The sequence below is a fragment of the Streptomyces sp. NPDC051183 genome, from assembly GCF_040682455.1.
Taxonomy (GTDB): domain Bacteria; phylum Actinomycetota; class Actinomycetes; order Streptomycetales; family Streptomycetaceae; genus Streptomyces.
The window spans coordinates 118507-142414 of the sequence record NZ_JBFBBA010000017.1 but is presented as its reverse complement, the minus strand read 5'-3'; the positions used below and the strand labels follow the sequence as shown (position 1 = coordinate 142414).

The 23908-nt window shown below is 71.1% G+C and carries 20 protein-coding genes, 1 pseudogene and 1 riboswitch; of the genes and pseudogenes, 13 read left to right on the top strand and 8 right to left on the bottom strand.

The window, feature by feature from the left end; genetic code table 11:
- Positions 1-37 precede the first annotated feature (37 nt).
- Entirely contained in the window at positions 38-643 is a 606-nt protein-coding gene (locus AB0M99_RS17545) for an NUDIX domain-containing protein (protein WP_365921232.1), read from the bottom strand.
- Entirely contained in the window at positions 636-1304 is a 669-nt protein-coding gene (locus AB0M99_RS17540) for a hypothetical protein (protein WP_365921230.1), read from the bottom strand. Before AB0M99_RS17540 ends, AB0M99_RS17545 begins: the two co-directional genes overlap by 8 nt.
- A gap of 443 nt (positions 1305-1747) precedes the next feature.
- On the opposite strand from AB0M99_RS17540, the gene AB0M99_RS17535 reads away from it, so the two are divergent.
- Both AB0M99_RS17535 and AB0M99_RS17530 read left to right on the top strand, forming a co-directional pair.
- Positions 1748-2227, top strand: coding sequence for a CYTH domain-containing protein (locus tag AB0M99_RS17535; protein ID WP_365921228.1), 480 nt, complete (start codon positions 1748-1750; stop codon positions 2225-2227).
- Complete coding sequence (locus AB0M99_RS17530) at positions 2224-3120, top strand: NAD(P)-dependent oxidoreductase (RefSeq protein WP_365921226.1); 897 nt, start codon at positions 2224-2226, stop codon at positions 3118-3120. Before AB0M99_RS17535 ends, AB0M99_RS17530 begins: the two co-directional genes overlap by 4 nt.
- Before the next feature lie 7 nt (positions 3121-3127).
- Here the strand turns inward: AB0M99_RS17530 and AB0M99_RS17525 are convergent, their stop codons facing one another.
- A complete protein-coding gene (locus tag AB0M99_RS17525; RefSeq protein ID WP_365921224.1) occupies positions 3128-3808 on the bottom strand; it encodes a helix-turn-helix transcriptional regulator in 681 nt (226 codons plus the stop codon).
- A 185-nt stretch (positions 3809-3993) separates the two neighbouring features.
- On the opposite strand from AB0M99_RS17525, the gene AB0M99_RS17520 reads away from it, so the two are divergent.
- The 7 genes from AB0M99_RS17520 (at position 3994) to AB0M99_RS17490 (ending at position 12046) form a co-directional block, all read left to right on the top strand.
- Positions 3994-4515, top strand: coding sequence for a nucleoside-diphosphate kinase (locus AB0M99_RS17520; RefSeq protein ID WP_365921222.1), 522 nt, complete (start codon positions 3994-3996; stop codon positions 4513-4515).
- 159 nt (positions 4516-4674) lie between these two features.
- Complete coding sequence (locus AB0M99_RS17515) at positions 4675-5562, top strand: DUF4436 family protein (RefSeq protein ID WP_365921220.1); 888 nt, start codon at positions 4675-4677, stop codon at positions 5560-5562.
- A 101-nt stretch (positions 5563-5663) separates the two neighbouring features.
- Positions 5664-7085 carry an amidase gene (locus AB0M99_RS17510; protein WP_365921218.1) on the top strand — a complete coding sequence of 474 codons (1422 nt, stop codon included), beginning with the start codon at positions 5664-5666 and terminating at the stop codon, positions 7083-7085.
- A gap of 164 nt (positions 7086-7249) precedes the next feature.
- A complete protein-coding gene (locus AB0M99_RS17505) occupies positions 7250-8797 on the top strand; it encodes an alpha/beta fold hydrolase (RefSeq protein ID WP_365921216.1) in 1548 nt (515 codons plus the stop codon).
- A 12-nt stretch (positions 8798-8809) separates the two neighbouring features.
- Positions 8810-10402, top strand: a complete 1593-nt coding sequence (locus AB0M99_RS17500; protein WP_365921214.1) for an alpha/beta hydrolase — start codon at positions 8810-8812, stop codon at positions 10400-10402.
- A gap of 31 nt (positions 10403-10433) precedes the next feature.
- Positions 10434-11531: a serine hydrolase domain-containing protein gene (locus AB0M99_RS17495; protein WP_365921212.1), complete on the top strand. Its 1098-nt coding sequence runs from the start codon at positions 10434-10436 to the stop codon at positions 11529-11531.
- A 32-nt stretch (positions 11532-11563) separates the two neighbouring features.
- Positions 11564-12046, top strand: a complete 483-nt coding sequence (locus AB0M99_RS17490) for a hypothetical protein (RefSeq protein ID WP_365921210.1) — start codon at positions 11564-11566, stop codon at positions 12044-12046.
- Here AB0M99_RS17490 and AB0M99_RS17485 read toward each other — a convergent pair.
- On the bottom strand, positions 12035-13066 hold the full coding sequence (locus AB0M99_RS17485; protein ID WP_365921208.1) for a LacI family DNA-binding transcriptional regulator: 1032 nt from the start codon (positions 13064-13066) through the stop codon (positions 12035-12037). The genes AB0M99_RS17490 and AB0M99_RS17485 overlap by 12 nt on opposite strands.
- Positions 13067-13152: 86 nt before the next feature.
- Here AB0M99_RS17485 and AB0M99_RS17480 point away from each other — a divergent pair.
- From AB0M99_RS17480 to AB0M99_RS17470, 3 genes and pseudogenes are all read left to right on the top strand, one after another.
- Positions 13153-13686: pseudogene (locus AB0M99_RS17480) on the top strand (nitrilase-related carbon-nitrogen hydrolase); the annotation flags it as partial.
- Positions 13687-13974: 288 nt separating this feature from the next.
- A complete protein-coding gene (locus tag AB0M99_RS17475; protein WP_365921206.1) occupies positions 13975-14202 on the top strand; it encodes a CbtB-domain containing protein in 228 nt (75 codons plus the stop codon).
- 14 nt (positions 14203-14216) lie between these two features.
- Positions 14217-15047: a CbtA family protein gene (locus tag AB0M99_RS17470; protein ID WP_365921204.1), complete on the top strand. Its 831-nt coding sequence runs from the start codon at positions 14217-14219 to the stop codon at positions 15045-15047.
- Between the two features lie 71 nt (positions 15048-15118).
- Here the strand turns inward: AB0M99_RS17470 and metE are convergent, their stop codons facing one another.
- From metE to aceA, 4 genes are all read right to left on the bottom strand, one after another.
- Positions 15119-17443: a 5-methyltetrahydropteroyltriglutamate--homocysteine S-methyltransferase gene (gene metE, locus AB0M99_RS17465; RefSeq protein ID WP_365921202.1), complete on the bottom strand. Its 2325-nt coding sequence runs from the start codon at positions 17441-17443 to the stop codon at positions 15119-15121.
- Between the two features lie 168 nt (positions 17444-17611).
- Positions 17612-17838, bottom strand: a riboswitch (cobalamin riboswitch).
- Positions 17839-18015: 177 nt separating this feature from the next.
- Positions 18016-18900, bottom strand: a complete 885-nt coding sequence (locus tag AB0M99_RS17460) for a 3-hydroxybutyryl-CoA dehydrogenase (protein WP_365921200.1) — start codon at positions 18898-18900, stop codon at positions 18016-18018.
- On the bottom strand, positions 18897-20501 hold the full coding sequence (aceB, locus tag AB0M99_RS17455) for a malate synthase A (protein ID WP_365921198.1): 1605 nt from the start codon (positions 20499-20501) through the stop codon (positions 18897-18899). The genes AB0M99_RS17460 and aceB overlap by 4 nt, the downstream gene beginning before the upstream one ends.
- Positions 20502-20596: 95 nt before the next feature.
- Positions 20597-21883, bottom strand: a complete 1287-nt coding sequence (gene aceA, locus AB0M99_RS17450; RefSeq protein ID WP_365921282.1) for an isocitrate lyase — start codon at positions 21881-21883, stop codon at positions 20597-20599.
- Positions 21884-22230: 347 nt separating this feature from the next.
- Between aceA and AB0M99_RS17445 the strand changes: the two genes are divergently transcribed.
- A complete protein-coding gene (locus AB0M99_RS17445; protein ID WP_365921196.1) occupies positions 22231-23646 on the top strand; it encodes a short-chain fatty acyl-CoA regulator family protein in 1416 nt (471 codons plus the stop codon).
- The last annotated feature ends 262 nt before the right edge of the window (positions 23647-23908 follow it).

Here is a 23908-nt window from a genome sequence, read left to right as displayed (position 1 = left end):
CCGGCCGGAGATCGTCCGGCTGGCCTTTCCCTCGGGATCACTGAGCGCAGAGCCCTTGGTTCTGGGCGTGCAGGAGGAGGAGCAGGGTCTTGGCATCGGCGGCCTCCTCGCGCAGGACCCGCTCCAGTGCCTCGCTCAGGGGAAGTTCGAGGACCTGGATGTCCTCGCCTTCTTCGGGTACGCCGCCGCCCGGGCCGGTACGGGCCCCGGGGTCGTACTCACCGGTGAAGAGGTGGGTCCGCTCGGTGCTCAGCTGCGGGGAGAGGTAGGTCGTGAACGCCTTGCGCAGCTCGGCGACCCGGAATCCGGTCTCCTCCTCGGCCTCGCGCCGCACCGCTTCCTCCGCGCCGGCTTCGTCGAGCAACCCTCCGGGCGCTTCGATCAGTTGGCCGTGCGGGTCCCCGTGCAGGAACGCCGGCAGGCGGAACTGGCTGGTGAGGACCACGGTGCCGGCGGCCGGCGAGTACAGGAGTACGGCCGCCCGGTCGCCGCGGCGGAGGTCGATCCGGGACAGTCGCTGCGTCGGGCCGTCGGTCCGGGTGACGTCGAGAGTGTACTGGCGGAGCGTGTACCAGCCTTCGCTCAGCGTCTCGGAGGCGTGCAGCCGGGCCGACGGCCGACGGTGCGAGCGACTGTCAGCCACCGTTGACGTTCGCCAGGATGCCCTTCAGCTTCCCGACGAGTTCGTCCCGGCTGAACATCACGTTGCCGGACGTGGTGTCGGTGCTGGGGTAGGCGGTGTTGTAGACGTTGGAGAAGTTGCGCTCCCGCGGTCCGCGCAGCACCAGGGTGCAGGTCATCGACTCCAGCGGGAGTACGACGCGGTGGATGCGGTGGTACTTGAGGTGGTAGGCGTTGCCCTGCTCCTCGATGCTGTCGCCCGTCACCTCCAGCTCGGTCTCGCCGACGAACTCGTAGAAGTTCGAGGTGGTGGAGACACCCTGCTTCTCCGGGCTGTACCGGTACTGCTGGAAGCCGATGCGCGGGTTGGCGGAGGATGCGCCGTCGCCCTCGGGCAGGGCGAAGTTCTGCGACACCAGGCGTCCGGTGAGGATGGTGGACCAGAAGCTGAACCGGTGGTCGTGGATCAGCTCGTCGTTGAGCTCCTTCTCGCTGTACGGCGGGCACCAGGCGTGCAGTGTCAGCCGGTAGCCGAGCTGGGCTCCCGTATCGACCAGGACTATCTTGTCAAAGTGGTTGACGTGACGGTACGAGCGCCCGGCGATCTCGTCCAGTAAGGCCTCGTCCTCAAGGAAGCGGCTAAGCAGTCCGGAAATGCAAGGGCCTTCTCCGAGACGTCGCACCAGGTTCAGATTGTAGTCACTCTGGCGTTCGTTGACATCATGCGGAAGGCCGTTGAGCAGGGTTATCAGGTCCTTTGGACCAACGCCCGTCAGGCTGTCACTCGGCGTGGCAAGAGCAGTCATAGTCCCCCCATTTCTTGTTCTGTTCGACACGCTCGGCATCTCTCTCGGGCAGGTCTCGCCCCGTGTCCGGATGCCGTCTTCCTCCCTGTCTAATCGAGCGCTCGCAAGCAGAGCAAGTACCCTAAAGTGCGCCCATTTCGAGGTAGCCGATCGAGCACCTCCATCGGGGCGCACTCATGTGCACCTGTTTCGGCACGCCGTGCCAAGGGAGGGTTGACCAGGAAAAAACCGCCGATGGCCATCCGTTCACACCGTTGCGATCAAGATCCGCAGCGAACGGGGACCGGGCCGGACGCCGGCGGTCCGGAGGCACTGGAGACATGGGGACGCTCGTCTTGGCTACCGAGATTGAACGAAAATTCGTCGTGGAGGACCTCGGCTCAGTTCCGCAGGTTCCCTATATGACAGTGCGTCAGGGATACCTGGCCCGCGGCACCGACGAGGAGGCCCGAGTCCGTCAGATCGGCGACGATTACACCCTCACCGTGAAGAAGGGAACCGGACTTCTGCGGTCCGAATTCGAGATCCCTCTCAGCGCCCCCCAATTCGACGCACTCTGGCCTGCGACAGAAGGAAGTCGCATCGCCAAGACCCGCCGCGAGGTAAAGGTTCTGGAGGACCGGATCGCCTACGTCGACGTCTTCGACGGGCACCTCGAAGGGCTGATCACCGTGGAGGTGGAGTTCGACGACACCGACACCGCCCTGGCCTTCACCCCGCCGGGGTGGTTCGGGCGTGAAGTGACGCAGGACAGCCGGTACTCGAACAAGGTGCTCAGCACGGAAGGGGCGCCGGAATGAGCTGCGTCGCGGTACTGGGCCTCGGCAACATCGGCCGGGCCGTGGTCGCACGGCTGCTGCTCGCCGGGCACGAGGTGCTGGTGTGGAACCGCGACCCCTCGGCCGTCGAGCGACTGCCGGCCGGGACGGCGGAGACGGTCCGGACCCCGGCCGAGGCGGCTCGCCGCGCCGAGGCCGTGGTGCTGGTGGTCACCGACGAGACCGCCGTGAAGGACGTGGTCTCGGGACCGGACGGCATCGCAGCGGGAGCCGCGACCTCGCCCGTGACCCTGATCCAGATGTCCACGGTGGCACCCCACACCCTGGCCTGGGTCGCCGACGCCCTGCCGGTGGGCTCCGGGGTACTGGACGCCCCCGTCATGGCGGGCCCCGGGAAGCTCGCCGCCGGCAAGGGAACCGTCTACGTCGGCGGATCCGACGAGCTGGTGCGCCGGTGGACGCCCCTGCTGCAGGACATCGGGCAGATCTCGCACGTCGGCGAGCTGGGAGCCGCCTCCGCGGCGAAGCTCGTCGCCAACTCGGCCCTGTTCGGCATCGTGGCCCTGCTCGGGGAATCCGTCGCACTCGCCGAAGGCCTCGGACTGGACCGGCGTACGGCGTTCGAGGTGCTCGCGTCCACTCCGCTCGCCGCGCAGGCCGAGCGCCGGCGCCCCTCGATGGAGGCGGACGAGTACCCCACCCGGTTCGCGCTGCGGCTCGCCGCCAAGGACGCCGGCCTCATCCGTGAGGCGGCTTCGGATCACGGCGTCGAACTGCGTCTGGGCGCCGCCACGGATTCCTGGATCGCCGCGGCCCAGGCTTCGGGGTACGCGGAGGAGGACTACACGGTCATCCTCCGCGCGGCGACCGGTAAGGACACACCGCAGAAGGACACGTCACACAACGAGGCCTGAGACGCCGTCAGGCCCGGTAGGTGGGCCGCAGGCCGAGCTGGGCGACTTTCAGGGCGACTTCGGTCCGGTTCGTGCTGTCGAGCTTGATCAGCAGGTTCGAGACGTGCCGCTTGACTCCGTGGATGGAGATGTCGAGGGCCCGCGCTATCTGCTGGTTGCTCTGCCCCTGCGCCAGCAGCGACAGCACGGCCCGCTCCCGCTGGGTCACCCTGTCCAGGCCCCGCTCCACCACGGTCCCGGGTAAGTGCGGCGACGGCTCCCCGGTGGTCGGATCCACGTTCCCGGCGGTCAGCTGCTCGAAGACCTGCTGGAGGACGTGGGAGTCGATGCGCTGCTCCTGAAGCCAGGCGTCCGGCCCCTTCACCCCGTCGGCCGCCATCCCGAACGACGGGCGCCGGGCGTGCGGGCTGGTGATGACCAACTGCGCCCCGGCCTGCCCCACGCTCGAGGCCACGGAGGCCGTGTACGACTGCGACGGAACCACGCATATGTCGAACTGCTCCTCCTGGAGCAGTCGGTGGAACGCCTCCACGGTCCGGCAGAGCCGGTAGTGGCGCGCGAGGGAGAGGCGGCTCAAGAGGACAGGAAGTCCGTGGAAGGACACCTCGTCGTGTGCGAGCCACAGGACGCTCGCCCCCGCGCGCCCCTGCCCTTCCGCGTCCTCGGCCTCTCGGACACCTTCTGACACGACACTTCCTGATACACCATCATATTCCAGAACGGCTGCGGCCCTGTCGGTACCCACAGTCTCTCCCCGTCAGGTCACCCCGCTGATGTGCGGGAATTTGTCACCGGTGTAATCAACCTACGCTCAAGTAGGGGGATTTACCCGGGTTGTTCAAGCCAAGATCCCAACCGAACCAGGAGCCCCACGTGACCCAGATTCCGACCGACGAGACAGTCGCCCGGGTCGAGCGCACCCTCGTACTGATCAAGCCGGACGCACTCCTGCGCGGTCTGGCCGGCCGCGTACTGACGCGCTTCGAGGAGGCCGCGCTCAAGATCGTGGGGACGAAGATGCGGACGATGGACGACGCGTTCATCCGGAAGCACTACTTCGATTTGGAGGAACGGCTCGGTTCGGTCGTATACGACCGGTCTGCCGCTTTCATGAAGCAGAGTCCGATAATTGCCTTCGTGCTGGAGGGCTACGACGCCGTGGCCACTGTCCGGAAACTCATCGGTTCGTCCTGCCCCAACGAGGCGGCGCCGGGCACCATACGCGGCGACCTCTCCCATTTCAGCAGCGCGGCGAGCACTGCCACCGGCAAGGGCATGGCGAACATCGTGCACGCGTCGGCGAACCGGCAGGAAGCCGAGTACGAGGTCCAGCTGTGGTTCACGCAGGAGGAACTCCACACGTACCGCAGCCTCGCCGAGGTGCTGACCCACTGATGGCCCAGCAGCCGGCTCCGGGCAGTCGGCTCCGGGCAGTCGGCTCCGACACGCCCGCCCGGATGCGGCAGATCGCGGGCCCGGTCGAGGAGGATCACACTCCGCTCCCAGCGCCGGGCCGGACGGGCCCGTTGCCCTTCCCACCCCGCCGGAGTCACCATGGCCCCACCCTCGGACCCGTCTCCCCCGCGCCGCTCCGGGACGTCGATCCTGCCGGTCCTGATTCCCATCGCGGTCCTGATCGTGGCAGCGGTGGGAGTGGGCTCCTGGCTCCAGTTCACCGAGCGGCAGGCGATGGACACGGTCCACACGGTCGGATCCACGGCCGCCGACCGGGTGGACGTGGAGGCCACCGTCCAGCGCGTCGACGCCGCGGGCAGAGAGCTGGTGCTGCGGGTCAGGGTCACCCCGCGCGGGGCCCTCGGCGAGGAGGGCGGGATCGCCCCGGTGGCCGATCTCAGCCTCCAGACCTCCGAGGCCACCCTCGGAGACCTGGCCTTCAAGGCGCACGAGCGGCTCGCGACCAGGGACGTGCAGGTCGCGATCACGGACGGGTCGATCAGCGACTACCCGTTCGACACCTACGAGACCGAGATCGGGTTCGGGGCACTGCTCGGCGACAAGGAGGTGCCGGTGCGCCTGCTCTTCTCCAACAACGACACGCTCTTCTCGGCCGATGCGACGCCCACGCCCTCCCGGCGGGGGGCCGTCATGGCGCTGGGCCTGGCCCGGTCGGGCAGCCTGCTCGTCTTCGCCACCTTCATGATGGTCGTGATGTGGGCGCTGGCGGCGTCCGTGCTCATCGGGTCCTGGTACCTGACGACCCGCAGTTCGAGCCTGGTCTGGCCGGCCCTCTCCTGGATGGCCGCCACCCTGTTCGCCCTCGCGGCGTTCCGCAACACCGCTCCCGGCACCCCGCCGATCGGCTGTGTGCTGGACTGGTTCGCCTTCCTGTGGGCCGAGACCGTCATCGCCCTGTGCCTGATCGCCACGGTCGTCACCGGCGTCCACAACGCGCTTCGCGAGGACGCCGCCCAGAACACCTAGGGCCGCGGCCGGTCCCACGGCGTGCGTCCTGCCCTCTCGCCTGTTACCCGGCGGTAGGGAATGATGGCGGCACCATCACACAGCGGGGGGGCTGAGCAGCGGTGACGACTTTCGACGAACGGGCCGTGGTGCACGCGTTCCGGGACGACGCCGTCGGAGAGCACGACGCCGTCGGTCTCGCCGCGGCGATCCGGCGCGGCGAGGTCTCCGCCGCCGAAGCGGCCCGGGACGCGCGGGAGCGGGTACGGGCGGTCGAGGCGCGGCTGGGCGCGGTCCAGTCGTACGTCGAGACCCCCGCGCCCGCTGCCGGGGCGGGCGGCGCCTTCCGCGGGGTGCCGACCTTCGTCAAGGACAACACCGACTACCAGGGGCTGCCCACGGGCCACGGCAGCGCGGCCTTCCACCCCCGGGCGGCCCGGCGCCACGCACCGTTCGCCCGGCAGTTCCTCAGCAGCGGCGTCACCGTGCTGGGCAAGACCCGGCTGCCCGAGTTCGGGTTCAGTCCGACCACCGAGTACGAGGGCGCCGAGCCGGTCCGCAACCCGTGGCACACGGGCCACTCCGCCGGCGGTTCGTCGGGCGGCAGCGCGGCGCTCGTCGCCGCCGGGGCGGTGCCGATCGCGCACGCCAACGACGGCGGCGGCTCGATCCGGATACCGGCCGCCTGCTGCGGACTCGTAGGACTCAAGCCGACCCGCGGGCGGGTCGTGGCGAACGCCCAGAGCCGTCAACTGCCGCTTGACATCGTCTCCGACGGAATCGTGAGCCGGTCGGTGCGGGACGCCGCCGCCTTCCTCGCCTGCGCCGAGAGGTACCGGCAGAGCCCCGAGCTCCCGCCGCTGGGCCTGGTCGAAGGCCCCTCGGGGCGACGGCTGCGCATCGGGTTCCTGCTGGACTCGCCGAACGGCGTCCGCTCCGACGCCGCCACCCGGGCCGCGGTCACCGGGACCGTGGCGACTCTCGAACGCCTCGGCCACACCGTGGAGCCGGTGGAGCTGGCCATGGATCCGAGCTTCACCGACGACTTCCTCACGTACTGGGGGATGCTGTCCTTCCTCATCGGCGCCACCGGCCGGACCCTCGGTCCGGACTTCGACCGGCGCCGCATGGACGGCCTCAGCCGGGGGCTGCGCGAGGAGTACCTGCGGAACTGGCGGCGCACTCCCGGCGTGCTGCGCAGGCTGCGGCGTACCAGGGAGGCGTACGCGGCGGGGTTCCGCGGGCTCGATCTCGTACTGACGCCCGTGCTCGCCCACACCACGCCGCGGATCGGCCACCTCAGCCCGACGGTTCCCTACTCGACGCTGGTCGAACGGATCCTCGCGTACGTGGCGTTCACGCCGGTCGACAACGTCGTCGGCACCCCGTCGATCTCGGTGCCCACGACGAGCGCGACGCGGGACGGGCTGCCCGTCGGCGTCATGTTCTCCGGCCGCCCCGGCGCCGAACGCAAGCTGCTGGAGCTCGCGTTCGAGCTGGAGGCTGACCGTCCGTTCCGGCGCATCCAGGACCTGGGCCTCTGACAGCCCGGCCGTCCGCCATGTGATTGCCTCCTCCACCCGGTCCTCGGCCGCCGGAGTGCGTACGCCCGCACCCGGGGTTACGGTCGAATTAAGTGCGTTCCGCCACACCGCTGCGGCTCTGCCCGGCCGGGCAGCCGTCGACGACGGCCGAGGAACGGAATCCAATGACACAGCACCGAGTCAACGCAATCGCGGCCGGGGCCGCTCTGGCCTGCCTGGCAGCGTTCGGCCCGGCACCGGCCGGTGCCGCCTCGTCGCCCGCCCACCCCGCCGGGCCCAGCCCGGCTCCGGCACGGTTCGTGCCCGGTCCCTGCCCCAGGACTCCCGAGCCGATCGAGGCGCTGAGCACGGCACGGTGCGGATTCCTGGAGGTCCCCGAGAACCGCGCCGCCACCAGCGGCCGGACCATCAAGCTGGCCGTGGCGGTCATCAAGGCGGTCTCGGCGAAGCCCGCTGCGGATCCCCTGGTGTTCATGGCGGGCGGCCCGGGGGCCGACACCTTCGACGACATCCCCTTCCTGGTCGCCTCCGGTCTGAACAAGGACCGCGACCTGATCGTGATGGGCCAGCGCGGCAACCTCTACGACCAGCCGAACCTCGCCTGCCCCGAGGTCGACCGGTCCAACGAGAAGACCGTCGCGTTCGGTTGGGACGCGGCACAGGCGAAGGACCTCATGCTGAAGGCGTTCAAGGAGTGCCGGGACCGCCTGACGAAGGACGGGACCGACCTGAGCGCATACAACAGCACGGAGAACGCGGCGGACTTCGCCGATCTGCGCACCGCCCTCGACATCCCGCAGTGGAACGTCTACGGGTACTCGTACGGCTCCAACCTGGCCCTCACCTACCTGCGGCTGCACCCCCAGGGGATCCGCGCGGTGGCGATCGACTCGCTCAGCCCTCCGCAGGTCACGATCCTGCCCTGGGGATGGAGCAGCGCCAGGGAGGGCATCGACACGGTCTTCGACGCGTGTGCGGCCGAGCCCGCCTGCAAGAGCCGCTACCCCGACCTCCACAAGACCCTGAACGAGCAGGTGCGCAAGCTGGAAGCCCAGCCCCTGACGCTGGAGGCCCGTCCGGGCGGCGACGCGGACCCCGTGAAGGTCGTGCTCGACGGAGGCACCCTGCTGAACATGATGGTCGGCTTCAACGTCAAGCCGGTGGACCTCCCGGCAGCGCTCCAGGAGCTCAGCCAGGGCAATCCGCAGCGCTTCGCGCAGGGCCGCGCGAAGGACTCGGTGCAGCCCATCGGTCAGACCGCGCACGGGCTGACGCAGTCGGTGGCGTGCAGCGAGTGGGTACCGGGTACCGCGGAGTCCGACATAGTGGCCGCGGGGCGCAAGGCCTTCCCCGACTGGCCCGAGACGGTCCTGGCACAGACACCGCAGTTGCCCTTCGAGTACGACGTGTGCGGGGTCTGGAAGGTCGCGGACAACGCTGCCGAGCACCGGGTGGCCACCGTCAGCTCGGTGCCCGCGCTCGTCATTTCCGGAACGTTCGACATGAAGACGGGGGCGAGCTACGCGAAGGACGCGTCCCGCACCCTGTCCCGCTCCACTTCCGTGCTGATCCCCGGGATCGGGCACTGGGTGGTCCCCCAGTCGCCGTGCGCGCAGACCGTGCTGGCCTCGTTCCTGGCCCACCCGACCGCGCCCGACACGGATTGCGTGGCCGGTCTCACGCCGGCACCGTTCACGATCACCCCTGAGTGACCGGGAGGACAGATGGCTTCCCACCACGCGCCCCGTCATCGGCGCACCGTACGACGGATACGGGCGACCGCGGCCGGTGCGGCGACCGGGCTCCTCATCAGCGGCCTGCTCGCAACGCCCGCCCTGGCGCAGGACAACGGCGGGACCCCGATCGGAACGACCGCCGGGAAGGCGGGCGATGCCCGCTACGAGCCGGGCGCGTGCCCCAGGACACCAGAGCCGATCCCCGAGCTCAAGGGGGCCCGCTGCGGAACGCTCACCGTGCCCGAGAACCGCGCCGAGCCGGACGGTCGTACGATCAAGCTCGGCGTCGCGGTCGTGCCGGCCGTGGCGGCCGAGCCCAAACCCGACCCGATCGTGTGGCTGGCCGGCGGACCCGGCGACGACGCGGTCGGAGAGGCGAAGATGGCGGTCGACGGCGGCCTGAACCGCGACCGGGACCTCATCCTCATGTCCCAGCGGGGGACGTACTCGGCCGAGCCGAACGTCCTGTGCCCCAACATCGACGAGTTCAACGCCCGCGCGGTCGGCCTCGTCTACGACGCGCCGTCCACCGAGCGCCTCCACGTCGAGGCCACGAAGGCCTGCCGCGACAAGCTGGCGGCCGGCGGGATCGACATCGCCGCCTACAACGACACCGAGAGCGCAGCCGACTACGCGGACCTGAGGGCCGCGCTGGGCATCAAGGAATGGAATGTCTTCGGCATCTCCTACGGCACCCACTTGGCGCTCATCTACATGCGCCTGCACCCCGAAGGACTCCGGTCGGTCGGTATCGACGGCATCCTGCCGCCCTCCAGGGCGGGATCGGCCAATACCTGGAGCAGCGCCCGGCAGGGCTTCGACAGCCTGTTCAAGACCTGCGCCGACGACCCCGCCTGCAACCGCCGCTATCCGAACCTGTCGGCCACCTTCGACCGCCTCGTGCGCGAGCTGGAGGCGAAGCCGGTCACGACCACCGTCACCGTCCCCGGTCAAGCGAAGCCGGTGAAGGTCGTCCTGGACGGCGGAGCACTGGTCAACTGGATGACCTCCGCCACCCACGTGGCGCCCCAGGTACCCGCGGCCCTCGACGAACTCGCCAACGGCAAGCCGGAGCGGATCGCCCAGCAGTGGGCGGGCGGCAAGCTCAGCCCCCAGGCCATGGGCCGTACCGCCCACGGGCTCGTCTACGGCGTCTTCTGCAGCGAGTGGACACCGTTCGAGAGTCAGGAGGAGGCGCTCCGGGGAGGACAGGAGACGTTCCCGTCGTTCCCCCGCTCGGTACAGGAGCAGGCTCCGCAGCTCACCTTCCTCCGCGAGGACTGTGACGCGTGGGACGTTCCCGCGGCGGCGCGCTCGATCCGGGACGCGACGCGCAGCGACATCCCCACGCTCGCCATCTCGGGCGGCTTCGACTCCCAGACGGGCGCGGACAACGGCGCCTACGTCGCCCGCACGCTGAGCAATGCCACCGTCGTGACGGTGCCCTACCAGCCCCACGTGGTGTTCGCGACGTCGAAGTGCGCGCAAGAGATCACCCGGTCGTTCTTCAACACCCCGACCGCCCCGAACACCTCGTGCCTGAAGGGCCTTGAGCCGCCGGAGTTCGAGATCAGCCCCTGAAGGGGCCACGGCAGGGAAGAAGGTGGTCCGCGTGCACCGGAAAGCGGGGTTGTGTACGGCCGGGGGCGTCATGGTCGTGGTCGCGCTCTCCGGCGCCGTGGGCCCGCAGGCGTACGCGGCCGGCGACGACCGGGAGAAGCGCAGTGCGGAGGTTCTCCAGAAGCTGGTGCCCTCCGCCGACGGCCCGGGCTGTGCGGCCGCGGTCGGCAAGCGCGGGCAGGTCGCCTGGGAGGCGGGGAGGGGACAGGCGGACCTGGCGACCGGGCGTGCCATCACCTCGAAGACGCCCTTCGACATGGCATCGAACTCCAAGCAGTTCACCGCGGATTCCGTCCTCTTGCTGGCCGGGCGCCATCAACTCGCGCTGAACGACCCCCTGTCCAAGTACCTCGACAACCCGCCCGCCTGGACCCGGGACGTCACGCTGGGCGACCTGATGCGCCACACCAGCGGGATCCCCGACTACCAGGACCTGCTGGAGGACAAGGGCGTCGGGCTGACGGATCCGGCAGGGCAGCAGGAGGCGATCTCGGCCATCCTCGCCTCACGGCCGGAGGACCCGCTGGGCAAGCGGTTCTCGTACTCCAACTCCAACTACGTCCTCCTGGCCCGTGTCGTGGAAAAGGTCAGCGGCAAGCCGTTCGCCACGTTCCTCCAGCAGGAGTTCTTCACCCCGCTGGGCCTGAGCATGACCTTGTCCCCGGCGGTGGACGTTCCCGGCAAGGCCAAGTCGTACGACGAGAAGGACGGCTCCTTCACCCCCAATTCCTCACCCTGGAAGCAGTACGGGGACGGGTCCGTCCAGACCACTCCCGGAGAGCTCGTCCGCTGGGCCGACAACTACCGCACCGGCCGCATCGGCGGAGCGCAACTCCTCGCCGGAGTCACGGAGGGTGCGGTGAGCGTGGGCGACGTCCTGCGCCGGCGCGGCATCGAGGAGGGGCGGTACGGGGCCGGCATGCTCCTCCTCCCCGACAAGAGCCTGGTGCACCGCGGCGACTGGGAACAGTTCCACAGCACTTTCAAGGTGAGCCCGGACCGGAACACCGCGGTCACGGTGGTGTGCAACGCGGACGCACCCGACCACTTCCGCGCGGCGAACGAGCTGCTGGACATCTGGACCAAATGACAGCTCGGCCGGCGCCGGTTCAGAATGCCGCCATGACCGAACAGGAGCACGACCGGACAGCAGGGCGCTCGTTCCTGTCGACCGCCATGGAAGTGGCTCGACTGGTGGGCATCGGGGACGCGGCCGACGCCCCGGAGGCCGACCGTGCTCGGCGCCTGGCCTTTGCCGTGCGCAGGCCTCTGCTTGAACGCCCCTGCCTGCCCGAGGAGTTCTTCGCCCCGTTGATGGCCGCCTCCGTCTACGACCCGGATGCGAGCTTCTGCTGCTGGTTCGTCCAACCAGCGCTGTACGCATTCGGACGCCGCCGGGTCATGACGGCACTGCTCGACTACCTACGGACGGGCACGGACGCGGAGCAGGCGGGCGCCGAGCGGGCCTGGTACTGCGCCAATATGCGGCTGAACGCGGACCGGTCCCCCGCCTACGCACCCGACGGGACCCGCGATCCCGCCCTGGACGACTGCGACGACGTGGTGGAGGAGTGGCTGGAGGTCCGTCGGCGATCAGCGGCCTGACCGGGCCGCATCGGCGCCCGGGCCGCCGCTCCCCGTCGAAGCGCGGGTTTCGAGCAGCCAGTCGTGGCGGCGGACCGTGCCGGACGGGGCGCGGCCGGCGAGGACGTCGCCCAGGAGGTCGGCGCAGGCCCTGCCGTACTCGGCCGGGCGGAGGTCGATCGCGGTGATCGGCGGGTCGCAGCTCCGGGCGGCGACGCCGTCCACGCACGAGGCGAGCAGGAAATCGCCGCCGACGCTCCGGCCGAGCGCGGTAGCGGCCCGCAGCACGCCGGGGGCCGCCCCGTCTGGGGCGCAGATCACCGCGTCCACGGCCGGGTCGGCGGCCAGCAGGGCGCGGGTGCGGTCGCCGGCCTCGGCGGGGGTCGCGGCGAAGGGGACGGTGCGCACGGCGACGGGGATGCGGTGCTCCGCGCTCCAACTCGCGGCCGCCGTACGCAGGGCCTGGGCCCAGGAGGAGGTGGCTTCGGGTGCGAGCAGGGCGGGCGACTTCGCACCCCGTGCGTGCACGTGGTCGAGGAGGGCGCTGAGAGAGGCCGCGTTGTCGCAGACCACCGCCGCCGCGGGAGTGGGGCTGGGGCCCGGGTACCGCTCGCCGGTGACCACCGGGACTCCGGCGTCCAGGAGTTCCGGCAAGGCGGGGTCGCCGAGCTCGGGGTCGATGACGAGCAGCCCGTCGACACGGGAGGCGAGCGGCCCGTGCGCGCCGGCTGCCGAGCCGAGGAGGACCACGTCGAGGCCTTCCTCCTGGGCGCGCTCCACGGCCCCGAACGCGAGGTTCATGTAGTAGTCGAGCCGGGTGGCCGTCTGCGGCAGATAGAGGCCGATGGCGCCGGTGCTGGCCCGGCGCAGGCGCCGGGCCGCGCTGTTGGGGCGGTAGCCGAGCTGCTCGGCGACTTCCCGTACCCGGTCGCGGGTGGCTTCGGCCACCCGGCCGGAACCGTGGAGGGCGTCGGAGGCGGTGCTCTTGGAGACGCCCGCGGCGCGGGCGACGTCGAGCAGGGTCACGGTTCGGGCGGTCACGGTTCCGAATTCTAGGTGCTGCGCCCCCCGCCTTGCCGGAACGTTCCGGCATGGCCTACATTCACCCGTGCCGGAACGTTCCGGCATCCCGCAAGACCCACATCCCCGTGACCGAGGGCTACTACGAGGACCGCTGGTTCCGTCCCGGCCCGGCCGGGGCGGACGCGTTCCCCGTGGCCCTGGTCGACGAGGCCCGCTTCGGGCTGCCGACCTGCTGGGACCAGTGGTTCCCCGAGCTCGCCCGCGCCTACTCGCTGGCCGGCGCCGACATCCTGGTCTACCCGACGGCCATCGGCTCCGAGCCCGGCCACCCCGGCTTCGACACCCAGCCGATCTGGCAGCGCGTGATCACCGGCAACGCCGCCGCCAACGCCACCTTCATGGTCGTCCCGAACCGCATCGGCTCCGAGAACGGCCTCACCTTCTACGGCAGTTCCTTCATCGCCGACCCCTACGGCCGGGTCCTGGCCCAAGCCCCGCGCGACGAGGCCGCCGTACTGGTGGCCGACCTCGACCTGGACGCGCGCCGGGACTGGCTGGAGCTCTTCCCGTTCCTCGGCACCCGGCGCCCCGACGCGTACGCACCGCTGACCGAGGAACCCGGCGCCCGGACCGCGTAGGTCCGCGGAGGGGATCACGGCGTGCGGTGCGCCGTCCCGGGGCGCGGAAACCGCATGTGATCAGGGCCTCATCCGCTTGGTCCAGCAGTGCGCGGGCTGTAGCGTCACGGCGACATCGACATATAGCGACGACGGCGAGACGGAAGTCCGGTGTGAATCCGGCATGGTCGCGCCACTGTGTCCTGCGACGGCACTCCTCCTCGGAGTGGCGGCCGCGGCGAGTCAGACCCGAGGACCGTCGTCCTGTACCACCCTATGGGACGCGTTGTTCCCCGAGGAGGTTCCACCATGGCCGAGGCCGTCGCTTCCGCTGCCATACCCGCACCCGCCGTCTCCCCGTCGGCTCCGCTGCCCGTCCGGGCGGTCCTGCCCTGGGCGGTCTTCGTCGGCCTGCTGATGCTCGTGGCCCTGTACTTCGTCGGTGCGGAGCAGGGCGCCACCGCCGTGTTCTCCGGCGAGGGCGTGCACGAATGGGTGCACGACGGACGTCATCTGCTCGGCTTCCCCTGCCACTGAGAGGCACACGCACCATGTACGCCTCCACTGTCAGAGGTCTCCTGGTCCGCGGCATGCTCGCGGGCCTGATCGCCGGTCTGTTCGCCTTCGCCGTCGCCTACGTGGTCGGTGAGCCCCCGGTACGGGGGTCCATCGCCGTCGAAGAGGCCGCGGCCGCCAAGGAAGCCGCTCCCGCGGCCGGCCACGCCGGTCACGGCGGCGGCGAGGCCGCCCCCGCCGCCGAGGAGGAGGAAGAACTCGTCAGCCGGCCCGTGCAGTCCACGGTCGGCCTCGCCACCGGCGTCCTCGTCTACGGGGTCGCGCTGGGCGGCATCGCCTCCCTCGCGTTCTCCTTCGCGCTGGGCCGCGTCGGGCGCTTCAGCCCCCGGGCCACGGCCGCGCTCACCGCGGCGGCCGCCTTCGCCACCGCCTATCTGGTGCCGTTCCTGAAGTACCCGGCCACCCCGCCGGCGGTCGGCAACCCGGACACCATCGGGCAGCGCACCACGCTGTTCTTCCTGATGATCCTGCTCAGCGTCCTGCTCGGCGTCGGCGCGATCATCCTGGGCCGGCGGCTCGCCCCGCGACTGGGCAACTGGAACGCGACGTTGGCCGCCGGGGCGGGCTTCGTCGCCGCCACCGCGCTGGCCTTCCTCGTCCTTCCGGACAACAGCGACGCCGTGAAGCCCGATTTCCCCGCGGCCCTGCTGTGGGAGTTCCGGGTCGCGTCGATCTCCGTCCAGATCGTGCTGTGGGTCGTGTTCGGGGTCGTCTTCGGCCTCCTCGCGCAGCGACTGCTGGCCCACCGCACCGATGCTGCCGGGGCGCAGGCCCCCGCGCCGCGCGCGGTGTCGGCCGTCGGCTGACCCCGCGCGACAGCGCAGCCGGTCCGGGGCCGGACACCCATGGGTGTCCGGCCCCGGACCCGTTTCGGGGGTCAGGCGTTGTCGGCCGCGAGAGCGGAGCGGACCTCGCGGGCGGCGGCGACGAGGTTCTCCAGGGAGGCACGGGTCTCGGCCCAACCACGGGTCTTCAGTCCGCAGTCGGGGTTGACCCACAGCCGCTCGGCCGGGATGGCTTCCAGGCCGGTGCGCAGCAGACCGGCCGCCTCCTCGGCGCTGGGGACGCGCGGGGAGTGGATGTCCCAGACGCCGGGGCCCGCCTCGCGCGGGTAGCCGTGGGCGGCGAGTTCGCGGGCGACCTGCATGTGCGAGCGGGCGGCTTCCAGGCTGATGACGTCGGCGTCGAGGTCGTCGATGGCCTGGACGATGTCGCCGAACTCGGCGTAGCACATGTGCGTGTGGATCTGGGTGTCCGGCCGGACCCCGCTGGTGGTGAGCCTGAAGGACTCGGTGGCCCACGCCAGGTACTGCTCGTGGTCGGCGGCGCGCAGCGGCAGCGTCTCGCGCAGGGCCGGTTCGTCGACCTGGATCACCGGAGTGCCGGCCGCCTCCAGGTCTCCCACCTCGTCGCGCAGGGCGAGCGCCACCTGGCGGGCGGTCTCGCCGAGCGGCTGGTCGTCTCGTACGAAGGACCAGGCCAGCATGGTGACGGGGCCGGTCAGCATGCCCTTGACCGGCTTGGCCGTCAGGGACTGGGCGTAGGAGGTCCAGCGGACGGTCATCGGCTCGGGGCGGGAGATGTCCCCTGCCAGGACCGGCGGGCGGACGTAGCGGGTGCCATAGGACTGGACCCAGCCGTGCTGGGTGGCCAGGTAGCCCGTGAGCCGCTCGGCGAAGTACTGCACCATGTCGTTGCGTTCGGGCTCCCCGTGGACGAGGACGTCGATGCCGGTCTTCTCCTGGAAGGAGACCACTTCCTCGATCTCGCGCTTGATGCGTGCCTCGTAGCCCGCCGTGCCGATGCGCCCGGCGCGCAGGTCGGCGCGGGCCGCGCGCAGTTCGTCGGTCTGCGGGAAGGACCCGATGGTCGTGGTCGGCAGCAGCGGCAGGCCCAGGTGCGCCCGCTGGGCGGCTGCCCGGTCGGCGTACGGCTGGGAGCGGCGGCCGTCGGCGTCGGTGACGGCCGCGGTGCGGGCCCGGACGGCCCGGTCGTGGGTGATGGCCGATGCGGCGCGGGAGGCCAGGTCGGCCCGGTTCGCGGCGAGTTCGGGTGCGATGGAGTCCGTGCCTCCGGTGAGCCCTCGGGCCAGGACGGAGACCTCCCGGGTCTTCTGCCGGGCGAAGGCGAGCCAGCGGCGGACCTGCGGATCGATGTCGCGCTCGGCGGAGGCGTCGAGCGGGACGTGCAGCAGGGAGCAGGAGGCGGCGACGTCCACCCGGTCGGCGAGGCCCAGGAGCGTGCCGAGGGTGGCCAGCGACTTCTCGAAGTCGTTGATCCAGATGTTGCGGCCGTTGACGACACCGGCCACCAGCCGCTTGCCCGGCAGCCCGCCGACCGCCGCGAGGTCCTCCAGGTTGGCGCTGCCCGCCTCGGTGAAGTCGAGCGCCAGGCCCTCGACGGGGGAGGCGGCGAGCACCTGGAGGGCCTGGCCGAGCCGGCCGAAGTACGAGGCGACGAGCAGCTCGGGGCGGTCGGTCAGGGCGCCGAGGTCGCGGTAGGCGCGGGCGGCGGCCTTCAGCTCGGCCGGGGTGCGGTCCTGCACCAGGGCGGGCTCGTCGAGCTGGACCCACTGCGCCCCGGCGGCCCGCAGGGCTGCGAGGACCTCGGCGTAGACGGGGAGCAGCCGGTCCAGCAGCGCCAGCGGCTCGAAGTCCGCTGCCACGCCGGGGGCCGGCTTGGCCAGCAGCAGGTACGTGATCGGGCCGACGAGCACCGGGCGGGCGGTGTGGCCGAGCGCGAGGGCCTCCTCCAGCTCGGCGACCTGCTTGGCCGGGTCGGCGGTGAAGACGGTGTCGGGGCCGAGCTCGGGGACCAGGTAGTGGTAGTTGGTGTCGAACCACTTGGTCATCTCCAGCGGGGCCACGTCCTGGGTGCCGCGCGCCATCGCGAAGTAGCCGTCGAGCGCGTCGGCGGCCACGGCCGTGCGGTGCCGCCCGGGGACTGCGCCGACCATGACACTGGTGTCCAGTACGTGGTCGTAGTACGAGAAGTCGCCGGTCGGGACCTCGCTGATGCCGGCGTCGGCCAGCTGCTGCCAGTGGGAACGGCGCAGTCCGGCCGCGGTCTCCCGGAGGGCGTCTGCGGTGACCCGGCCCTTCCAGTAGCCCTCGATCGCTTTCTTCAGTTCGCGGTTCTGACCCTGGCGGGGGTAGCCGTACACGGTGGCTCGTGCTGCCGCGGCTGCGGGCTTCGCTGTCACGGAACTCTCCTTCGCGAGATGTGTCCAGAACATCCCGGACGACGGGACGCGGACGCGAAGGGACGACAGAACGTGCGGACCACGCCGCGGGAGGAAACACCGCACGTGCCGCTCGCTGTGTACGCCGACCCGCCCACGAGGTCACCGGGATATCCGCCCGCGGAATACGTCCGCGTGCGGGCAACGGGCAGGTCTTCGGACTCGCGGGCACGCCTGCCGGTCTCCCGGCGGGCACCTACTGGCCGTCGCTTCCCAGGACCGTTGTCCGGTCCCAGTGCGTATGACGGCGGTCGTTCCCGCTCACCGCTGCGGGGCAGTCCCGGATTCCCACCGGGTTCCCTCTTACGACGCATCCCGCCTGGCGGACGGGGCGAACCAGCTGCATCGGCCACCTTAAGGGATGTCCCGCGGTCCCCGTCCCCGGCCCCGTGTCCCGGTTCCCGGTTCCCGGCGGGAGGGGCGTCAACGCGGCGCGCACGCACGTGCGGTGGGGTACGGCGACACCACTCGCCGTACCCCACCGTTCCCGCGCACCTCCGGGCACCCTCGGCCCGGAGACCTGCCGGGGCCCCTCAGCCCCGGCCGTACGTGTGGAACCCGCGGCCGCTCTTGCGGCCGAGGAGCCCGGCCTGCACCATCCGCTGGAGCAGCGGGGGCGGGGCGTAGAGCGGTTCCTTGAACTCCTCGTAGAGGGATTCCGCGATGGCCGCGACCGTGTCCAGGCCGATGAGGTCGGCGAGCTTGAGCGGACCCATCGGGTGGGCACAGCCCAGTTCCATGCCGGCGTCGACGTCTTCGGCACTGGCGAAGCCGGATTCGGCCATCCGGACGGCCGACAGCAGGTAGGGGATCAGCAGGGCGTTGACGACGAATCCGGCCCGGTCCCGGGAGCGGACCGTGGTCTTGCCCAGGGTTTCCCCTGCGAAGGCCTCCACGGCGGCGAGGGTGTCCGCCGAGGTGTGGAGGGAGGACACGACCTCGACGAGCGGCAGTACGGGCACGGGGTTGAAGAAGTGCAGGCCCACCACCCTGTCGGCGCGTCCGGTCGCCATGCCCAGGCGCATGATGGGGATCGCGGAGGTGTTCGTGGCGAGGACCGCACCGGGGTCCGCGACGATCTTGTCGAGGGCGGTGAAGATCTCGGTCTTGACGTCGGGGTTCTCGGTGACCGCCTCGACGACCAGCTGGCGGTCGGCGAGATCCTCCAGGTCCCCCGTGAACAGCAGTCGGGCCAGCGCGTCCTCCGCGGAGAGGCGGTCCAGCTTGCCCCGCTGGACGGCGCGCTCCAGGGAGACGGCGATCCGCTCCCGGGCGGCGAGAGCGGCCGCGGCGTCCGACTCGGCGACGACGGTGTCCAGACCGGCCCGGGCGCACACCTCGGCGATGCCGGCGCCCATCCGGCCCCCGCCGACGATGCCGACGCGCCGGATCGGGCTCGGCCGTACCGCGGCGTTCACGCGTTCACCTGCGCGGTGAGGGCGGCGCTGCGGACGAGGTGGCGGGTGTAGGCCTCGGGCGTGAAGAAGGCGGGGAGTCGGCCCGACAGTGCCGTGTCCACGAAGACCTCGCGCGCTTCGAGGACGAGTGCCTCGGGGTCCTCGGCTTCCAGGGCGGCGCATTCGGCGTCGAGGAGGTCGATGACCGTGCCCCGGTCCACCCGGTCGTGGCGGAGCCACTGCCAGATCTGGACGCGGGCGATCTCCGCGGTCGCGGCGTCCTCCATGAGGCCGTTCAGCGCGACGGCGCCGCTGCCGCGCAGCCATGCGTCGAAGTAGCGCAGGGCAACGGCCACGTTGGAGCGGATGCCCTCGGAGCTCGGCGGGGCGGCGATCCGGCGGACGGACAGCAGGTCGGCGGCGGCCACCTCGACGTCCTCGCGGGTCCGCTCCAGCTGGTGGGGCCGGTCCCCCAGGACGTTGCCGAAGACCTCCCGGCAGACGGGGACGAGCCCGGGGTGTGCGACCCAGGAGCCGTCGAAGCCGTCCTCGGCCTCCCGCTCCTTGTCGAGCCGTACCTTCGCCAGGGCCGCGGTGTTGGCCTCCGCGTCCCGGCTCGGGACGTGGGCGGCCATCCCGCCGATGGCGTGGGCCCCGCGCCGGTGGCAGGTCCGTACGAGGAGCTCCGTGTAGGCCCGCATGAAGGGGGCGGTCATGGTGACCGCGGCCCGGTCCGGGAGCTGGAAGTCGGTGCGGTGGCCGAAGTTCTTGATCAGGCTGAAGAGGTAGTCCCAGCGGCCGGCGTTCAGGCCCGCGCTGTGGTCGCGCAGCTCGTGGAGGATCTCCTCCATCTCGAAGGCCGCCGTGATCGTCTCGATGAGGACGGTCGCGCGGACCGTGCCGCGGGGAATCCCGAGGAGGTCCTGGGCGTACAGGAAGATGTCGTTCCACAGGCGGGCCTCGTACCGGTTCTCCAGCTTGGGGAGGTAGAAGTACGGGCCGTGGCCGGCGTCGATCTGGCGCTGGGCGCAGTGGAAGGAGTACAGCCCGAAGTCGACCAGCGATGCCGGGACGGGGCGGCCGTCGATCTCCAGGTGCTCTTCGAGGAGGTGCCATCCCCGCGGGCGCACCATGATCGTGGCGAGCTCTTGCCCGAGGCGGTACTCCTTGCCCTCGGGGGTGGTGAAGTCGATGCGGCGCTCGATGGCATCGAGCAGGTTCAGCTGGCCGCCGATGACGTTGCCCCAGGTGGGGGCCGTCGCGTCCTCGAAGTCCGCCATCCACACCCGGGCGCCGGAGTTGAGGGCGTTGACCGCCATGCGGCGCTCCGGCGGGCCGGTGATCTCGACCCTGCGGTCGGTGAGCCCGGGTGCGGGCGCAGCGACCCGCCAGCCGGTGTCGGTACGGACGGCCGCGGTGGCGCGGGAGAAGTCGAGGGGCGATCCGGAGGCCAGGTGGGCGGAGCGGCGGCGGCGCTCCTTGAGGATCTCCAGGCGGCGGCCGGCGAACGCGCCGTCCAGCCGGCCGAGGAACTCCAGGGCCTCGGGGGTCAGGATCTCCTCGTGGCGCTCACCCGGCGCGCCGAGGACCCGGACACTGCCGGTCAGGGGCGTGAATGACATGCGGTTCTTCTCCTCGGCGTGGGGCGGCGGGCGCCCGGGGCGGGAAGGGCCCCGGGCGCCGTCGGACGGCAAACGGCTGGACCTGGGCGGGTGTTCTAGTGGAACTGCTCTTCCTCGGTGGAGCCGGAGAGCGCGGTGGTGGAGGAGGCGGGGTTGACGGCGGTGGAGACGAGGTCGAAGTAGCCGGTGCCGACCTCGCGCTGGTGCTTGACGGCGGTGAAGCCCTGCGCCTGCGCGGCGAACTCCCGCTCCTGGAGGTCGACGTAGGCCGTCATGCCGTGCTCGGCGTAGCCGCGGGCCAGGTCGAACATGCCGTGGTTGAGGGAGTGGAACCCGGCGAGCGTGATGAACTGGAAGCGGTAGCCCATCGCGCCGAGTTCGCGCTGGAACTTGGCGATCTGGTCGTCGTCCAGGGCGGCCTTCCAGTTGAAGGAAGGCGAGCAGTTGTAGGCCAGCATCTGGTCCGGGTACTGCGCGTGGATCGCCTCGGCGAACTCGCGGGCCTGCTCCAGGTCCGGGGTGCCCGTCTCGACCCAGATGAGGTCGGCGTACGGGGCGTAGGCGAGGCCGCGGGCGATGACCGGGGCCATGCCGTTCTGCACGCGGTAGAAGCCCTCCGCGGTGCGCTCGCCCGTCACGAACCGGGCGTCGCGCTCGTCGACATCGCTGGTCAGGAGGTTGGCGGCGAGGGCGTCGGTACGGGCGATGATCACGGTCGGGGTGTCGGCGATGTCGGCGGCGAGGCGGGCCGCGTTCAGGGTGCGGATGTGCTGGGAGGTGGGGACGAGGACCTTGCCGCCGAGGTGGCCGCACTTCTTCTCGGAGGCGAGCTGGTCCTCGTAGTGGATGCCGGCGGCGCCGGCGGCGATCATCGCCTTGGTCAGCTCGAAGGCGTTCAGCGGGCCGCCGAAGCCGGCCTCCGCGTCCGCGACGATCGGCGCCAGCCAGTCGGTCGTGTCGCTGCCGCCCTCGGCGGTGGCGATCTGGTCGGCGCGCAGCAGCGCGTTGTTGATCCGGCGGACCACCTGCGGGACCGAGTTGACCGGGTACAGGGACTGGTCGGGGTAGGTGTGCCCGGCCTGGTTGGCGTCGGCGGCGACCTGCCAGCCCGAGAGGTAGATCGCCTGGAGGCCGGCGCGCACCTGCTGGACGGCCTGACCGCCGGTCAGCGCGCCGAGCGCGTGGATGTAGTCCTGTTCGTGGAGCTGGCGCCACAGCCGCTCGGCGCCGCGCCGGGCCAGGGTGTGCTCCTCGCGGATGCTGCCGGACAGCCGGACCACGTCCTCGGCCGTGTAGGTGCGCTCGATGCCCGACCACCGCGGGTCGTCCGCCCACCGCTGTGCCAGCTTCTCGGCCGCTGCCGTCGTGTTCGCCTGTGCCATGACCGTCACCGTTTCCATCCGTGGATCGTCGCTTGTTGCTGGTCCTGCCAATGCCGTCCATCAGCCGTTCGGGGCATTGGCACTCCGTGCCTTCATAACCTGAGTAACCTGCGCAGCCTGAGCAAAAGGTGCGGCCCGCCGAACCTGCCCGTAGGCCGGAGCTGAGCAATGCTGCCGGTTCCGGCTGGCCGCAGGACTGACTCTGACACTGGCACCTGGTGCCATCAAGGAGGTGTATGTGCCAAGCTTTGCGAATCTTCGAGACCGGATTTGCCAAGCTTGCGAAGGTCTCGCGGCGGTGCGGGGCCCCTATGCTGGCCGGGCCCGTCCAACGGTGGAGGAGTCCGGTGAGCAAGACGTATGCGGGGGCGCGGCTGCGCAGACTGCGTGAGGAACGCCGCATGACCCAGGCCGATCTGGCGAGGGTGCTGGGCATCTCCCCCAGCTACCTGAACCAGATGGAGCACGACTCGCGCCCGCTCACCGTGCCGGTGCTGCTGCGGCTCACCGAGGCCTTCGGGGTGGACCCCGGCTTCTTCGCGGAGCGCGACACCAGCCGCATGGTCGCGGACCTGCGCGAGGCGCTCGCCCAGCAGGTGGCCGAGAACCGCGTCTCCCCCTCCGACCTGGCGGAGTTGGCCACCCGGATGCCGGCGGTCGCATCCGTACTGCTGGACCTCGGCCGGCGGAGCCAACTGCTGGCCGAGCGGCTCACCGACGCCGCCGACGGGCGGGACGCGGTGGCCGATGCTCCGCGCTCACCGCACGAGGAGATCCGCGAGTTCTTCTACCGCCGCCAGAACTACCTCCACGACACCGACCTCGCCGCGGAGGCGCTGGCCCGGGAGATCGGCATCCGCCCCGGGGACGTCATCCGCGCCCTGACCCGCCGCCTCACCGACCGGCACGGCATCCGCATCACCACCGAGTCCGACCGGCTGCACCGCTACGACGCCGGCACCCGGACCCTCCACCTGTCGAACCGCCTCCGCCCGGGACAGCAGGCCTTCCGCATGGCCACCCAGCTCGCCCTGACCGAGTACGGGGAGGAGCTCGACCGGCTCGCCGCCGAGGACTTCCCGCCCGACTCCCCCGCCCGCGCTCTGGCCCGCATCGGCATCGCCAACTACTTCGCGGCCGCGCTGATCCTCCCGTACACGGCCTTCCACACCGCGTCGGAGCAGTTCCGCTACGACATCGAGCGGCTCACGGACCACTTCGGCCTCGGCTACGAGACGGTCTGCCACCGCCTCAGTACGCTCCAACGTCCCAGGCTGCGCGGGGTGCCCTTCTCATTCGTCCGTGTGGACCGGGCCGGGAACATGTCGAAGCGGCAGTCCGCCACCGGATTCCACTTCTCCCGCGCGGGCGGCACCTGCCCGCTGTGGAACGTGTACGAGGCCTTCGCCGCGCCCGGCCGCATCCACGTCCAGGTCGCCGCGATGCCCGACGGGCAGCGGTACTTGTGGACCGCCCGCGCCGTCACCCGCCACCGCGGCGGCTGGGGCGAGCCCGGCAAGACCTTCGCGATCGGCCTGGGCTGCGAGATCCGCCACGCCTCCCGGCTCGTGTACGCCGACGGCCTCGACCTGGACAACACCGCCGCGGCCACACCCATCGGCATGGGCTGCCGGCTCTGCGAACGCCTCGACTGCCCCCAGCGGGCCGTCCCGCCCCTCGGCCGCACCCTCGCCGTCGACGAGAACAGCAGCACCTTCATCCCCTACCCCGTCACCGCCCCTCCGAGGACCCGCCCGGTCTGAGTCAGCTCGCAGGGACAACTCCCGCACCCCACCGCACAATTCGGCTCGATCGGGCAGCGCCGCTTTCACACCGCCTCCACGACCCGCGAGTGCGCCGGGAACGACTGTTCGGAGCGGTTCGGGCGGCCGTTCCGGACACCACCGGGCGGGCGGCGCCGACGGCCCCGAGAACGGCCGTCGTCACAGGTCACGAGGCATACCGCCCTCGCCCTGGCACCCGCGGGCCGGAACCCCTCGGCGGATCCGCCTTCGCAACTTGAGC

Excerpts from the sequence above, each read along its gene's own strand:
- AB0M99_RS17535 (WP_365921228.1), top strand. The coding sequence starts at position 1,748 with ATGGGGACGCTCGTCTTGGCTACCGAGATTGAACGAAAATTCGTCGTG.
- AB0M99_RS17530 (WP_365921226.1), top strand. The coding sequence starts at position 2,224 with ATGAGCTGCGTCGCGGTACTGGGCCTCGGCAACATCGGCCGGGCCGTG.
- AB0M99_RS17515 (WP_365921220.1), top strand. The coding sequence starts at position 4,675 with ATGGCCCCACCCTCGGACCCGTCTCCCCCGCGCCGCTCCGGGACGTCG.
- AB0M99_RS17505 (WP_365921216.1), top strand. The coding sequence starts at position 7,250 with ATGACACAGCACCGAGTCAACGCAATCGCGGCCGGGGCCGCTCTGGCC.
- AB0M99_RS17500 (WP_365921214.1), top strand. The coding sequence starts at position 8,810 with ATGGCTTCCCACCACGCGCCCCGTCATCGGCGCACCGTACGACGGATA.
- AB0M99_RS17490 (WP_365921210.1), top strand. The coding sequence starts at position 11,564 with ATGACCGAACAGGAGCACGACCGGACAGCAGGGCGCTCGTTCCTGTCG.
- AB0M99_RS17475 (WP_365921206.1), top strand. The coding sequence starts at position 13,975 with ATGGCCGAGGCCGTCGCTTCCGCTGCCATACCCGCACCCGCCGTCTCC.
- AB0M99_RS17470 (WP_365921204.1), top strand. The coding sequence starts at position 14,217 with ATGTACGCCTCCACTGTCAGAGGTCTCCTGGTCCGCGGCATGCTCGCG.
- aceB (WP_365921198.1), bottom strand. The coding sequence starts at position 20,501 with ATGTCATTCACGCCCCTGACCGGCAGTGTCCGGGTCCTCGGCGCGCCG.
- aceA (WP_365921282.1), bottom strand. The coding sequence starts at position 21,883 with ATGGCACAGGCGAACACGACGGCAGCGGCCGAGAAGCTGGCACAGCGG.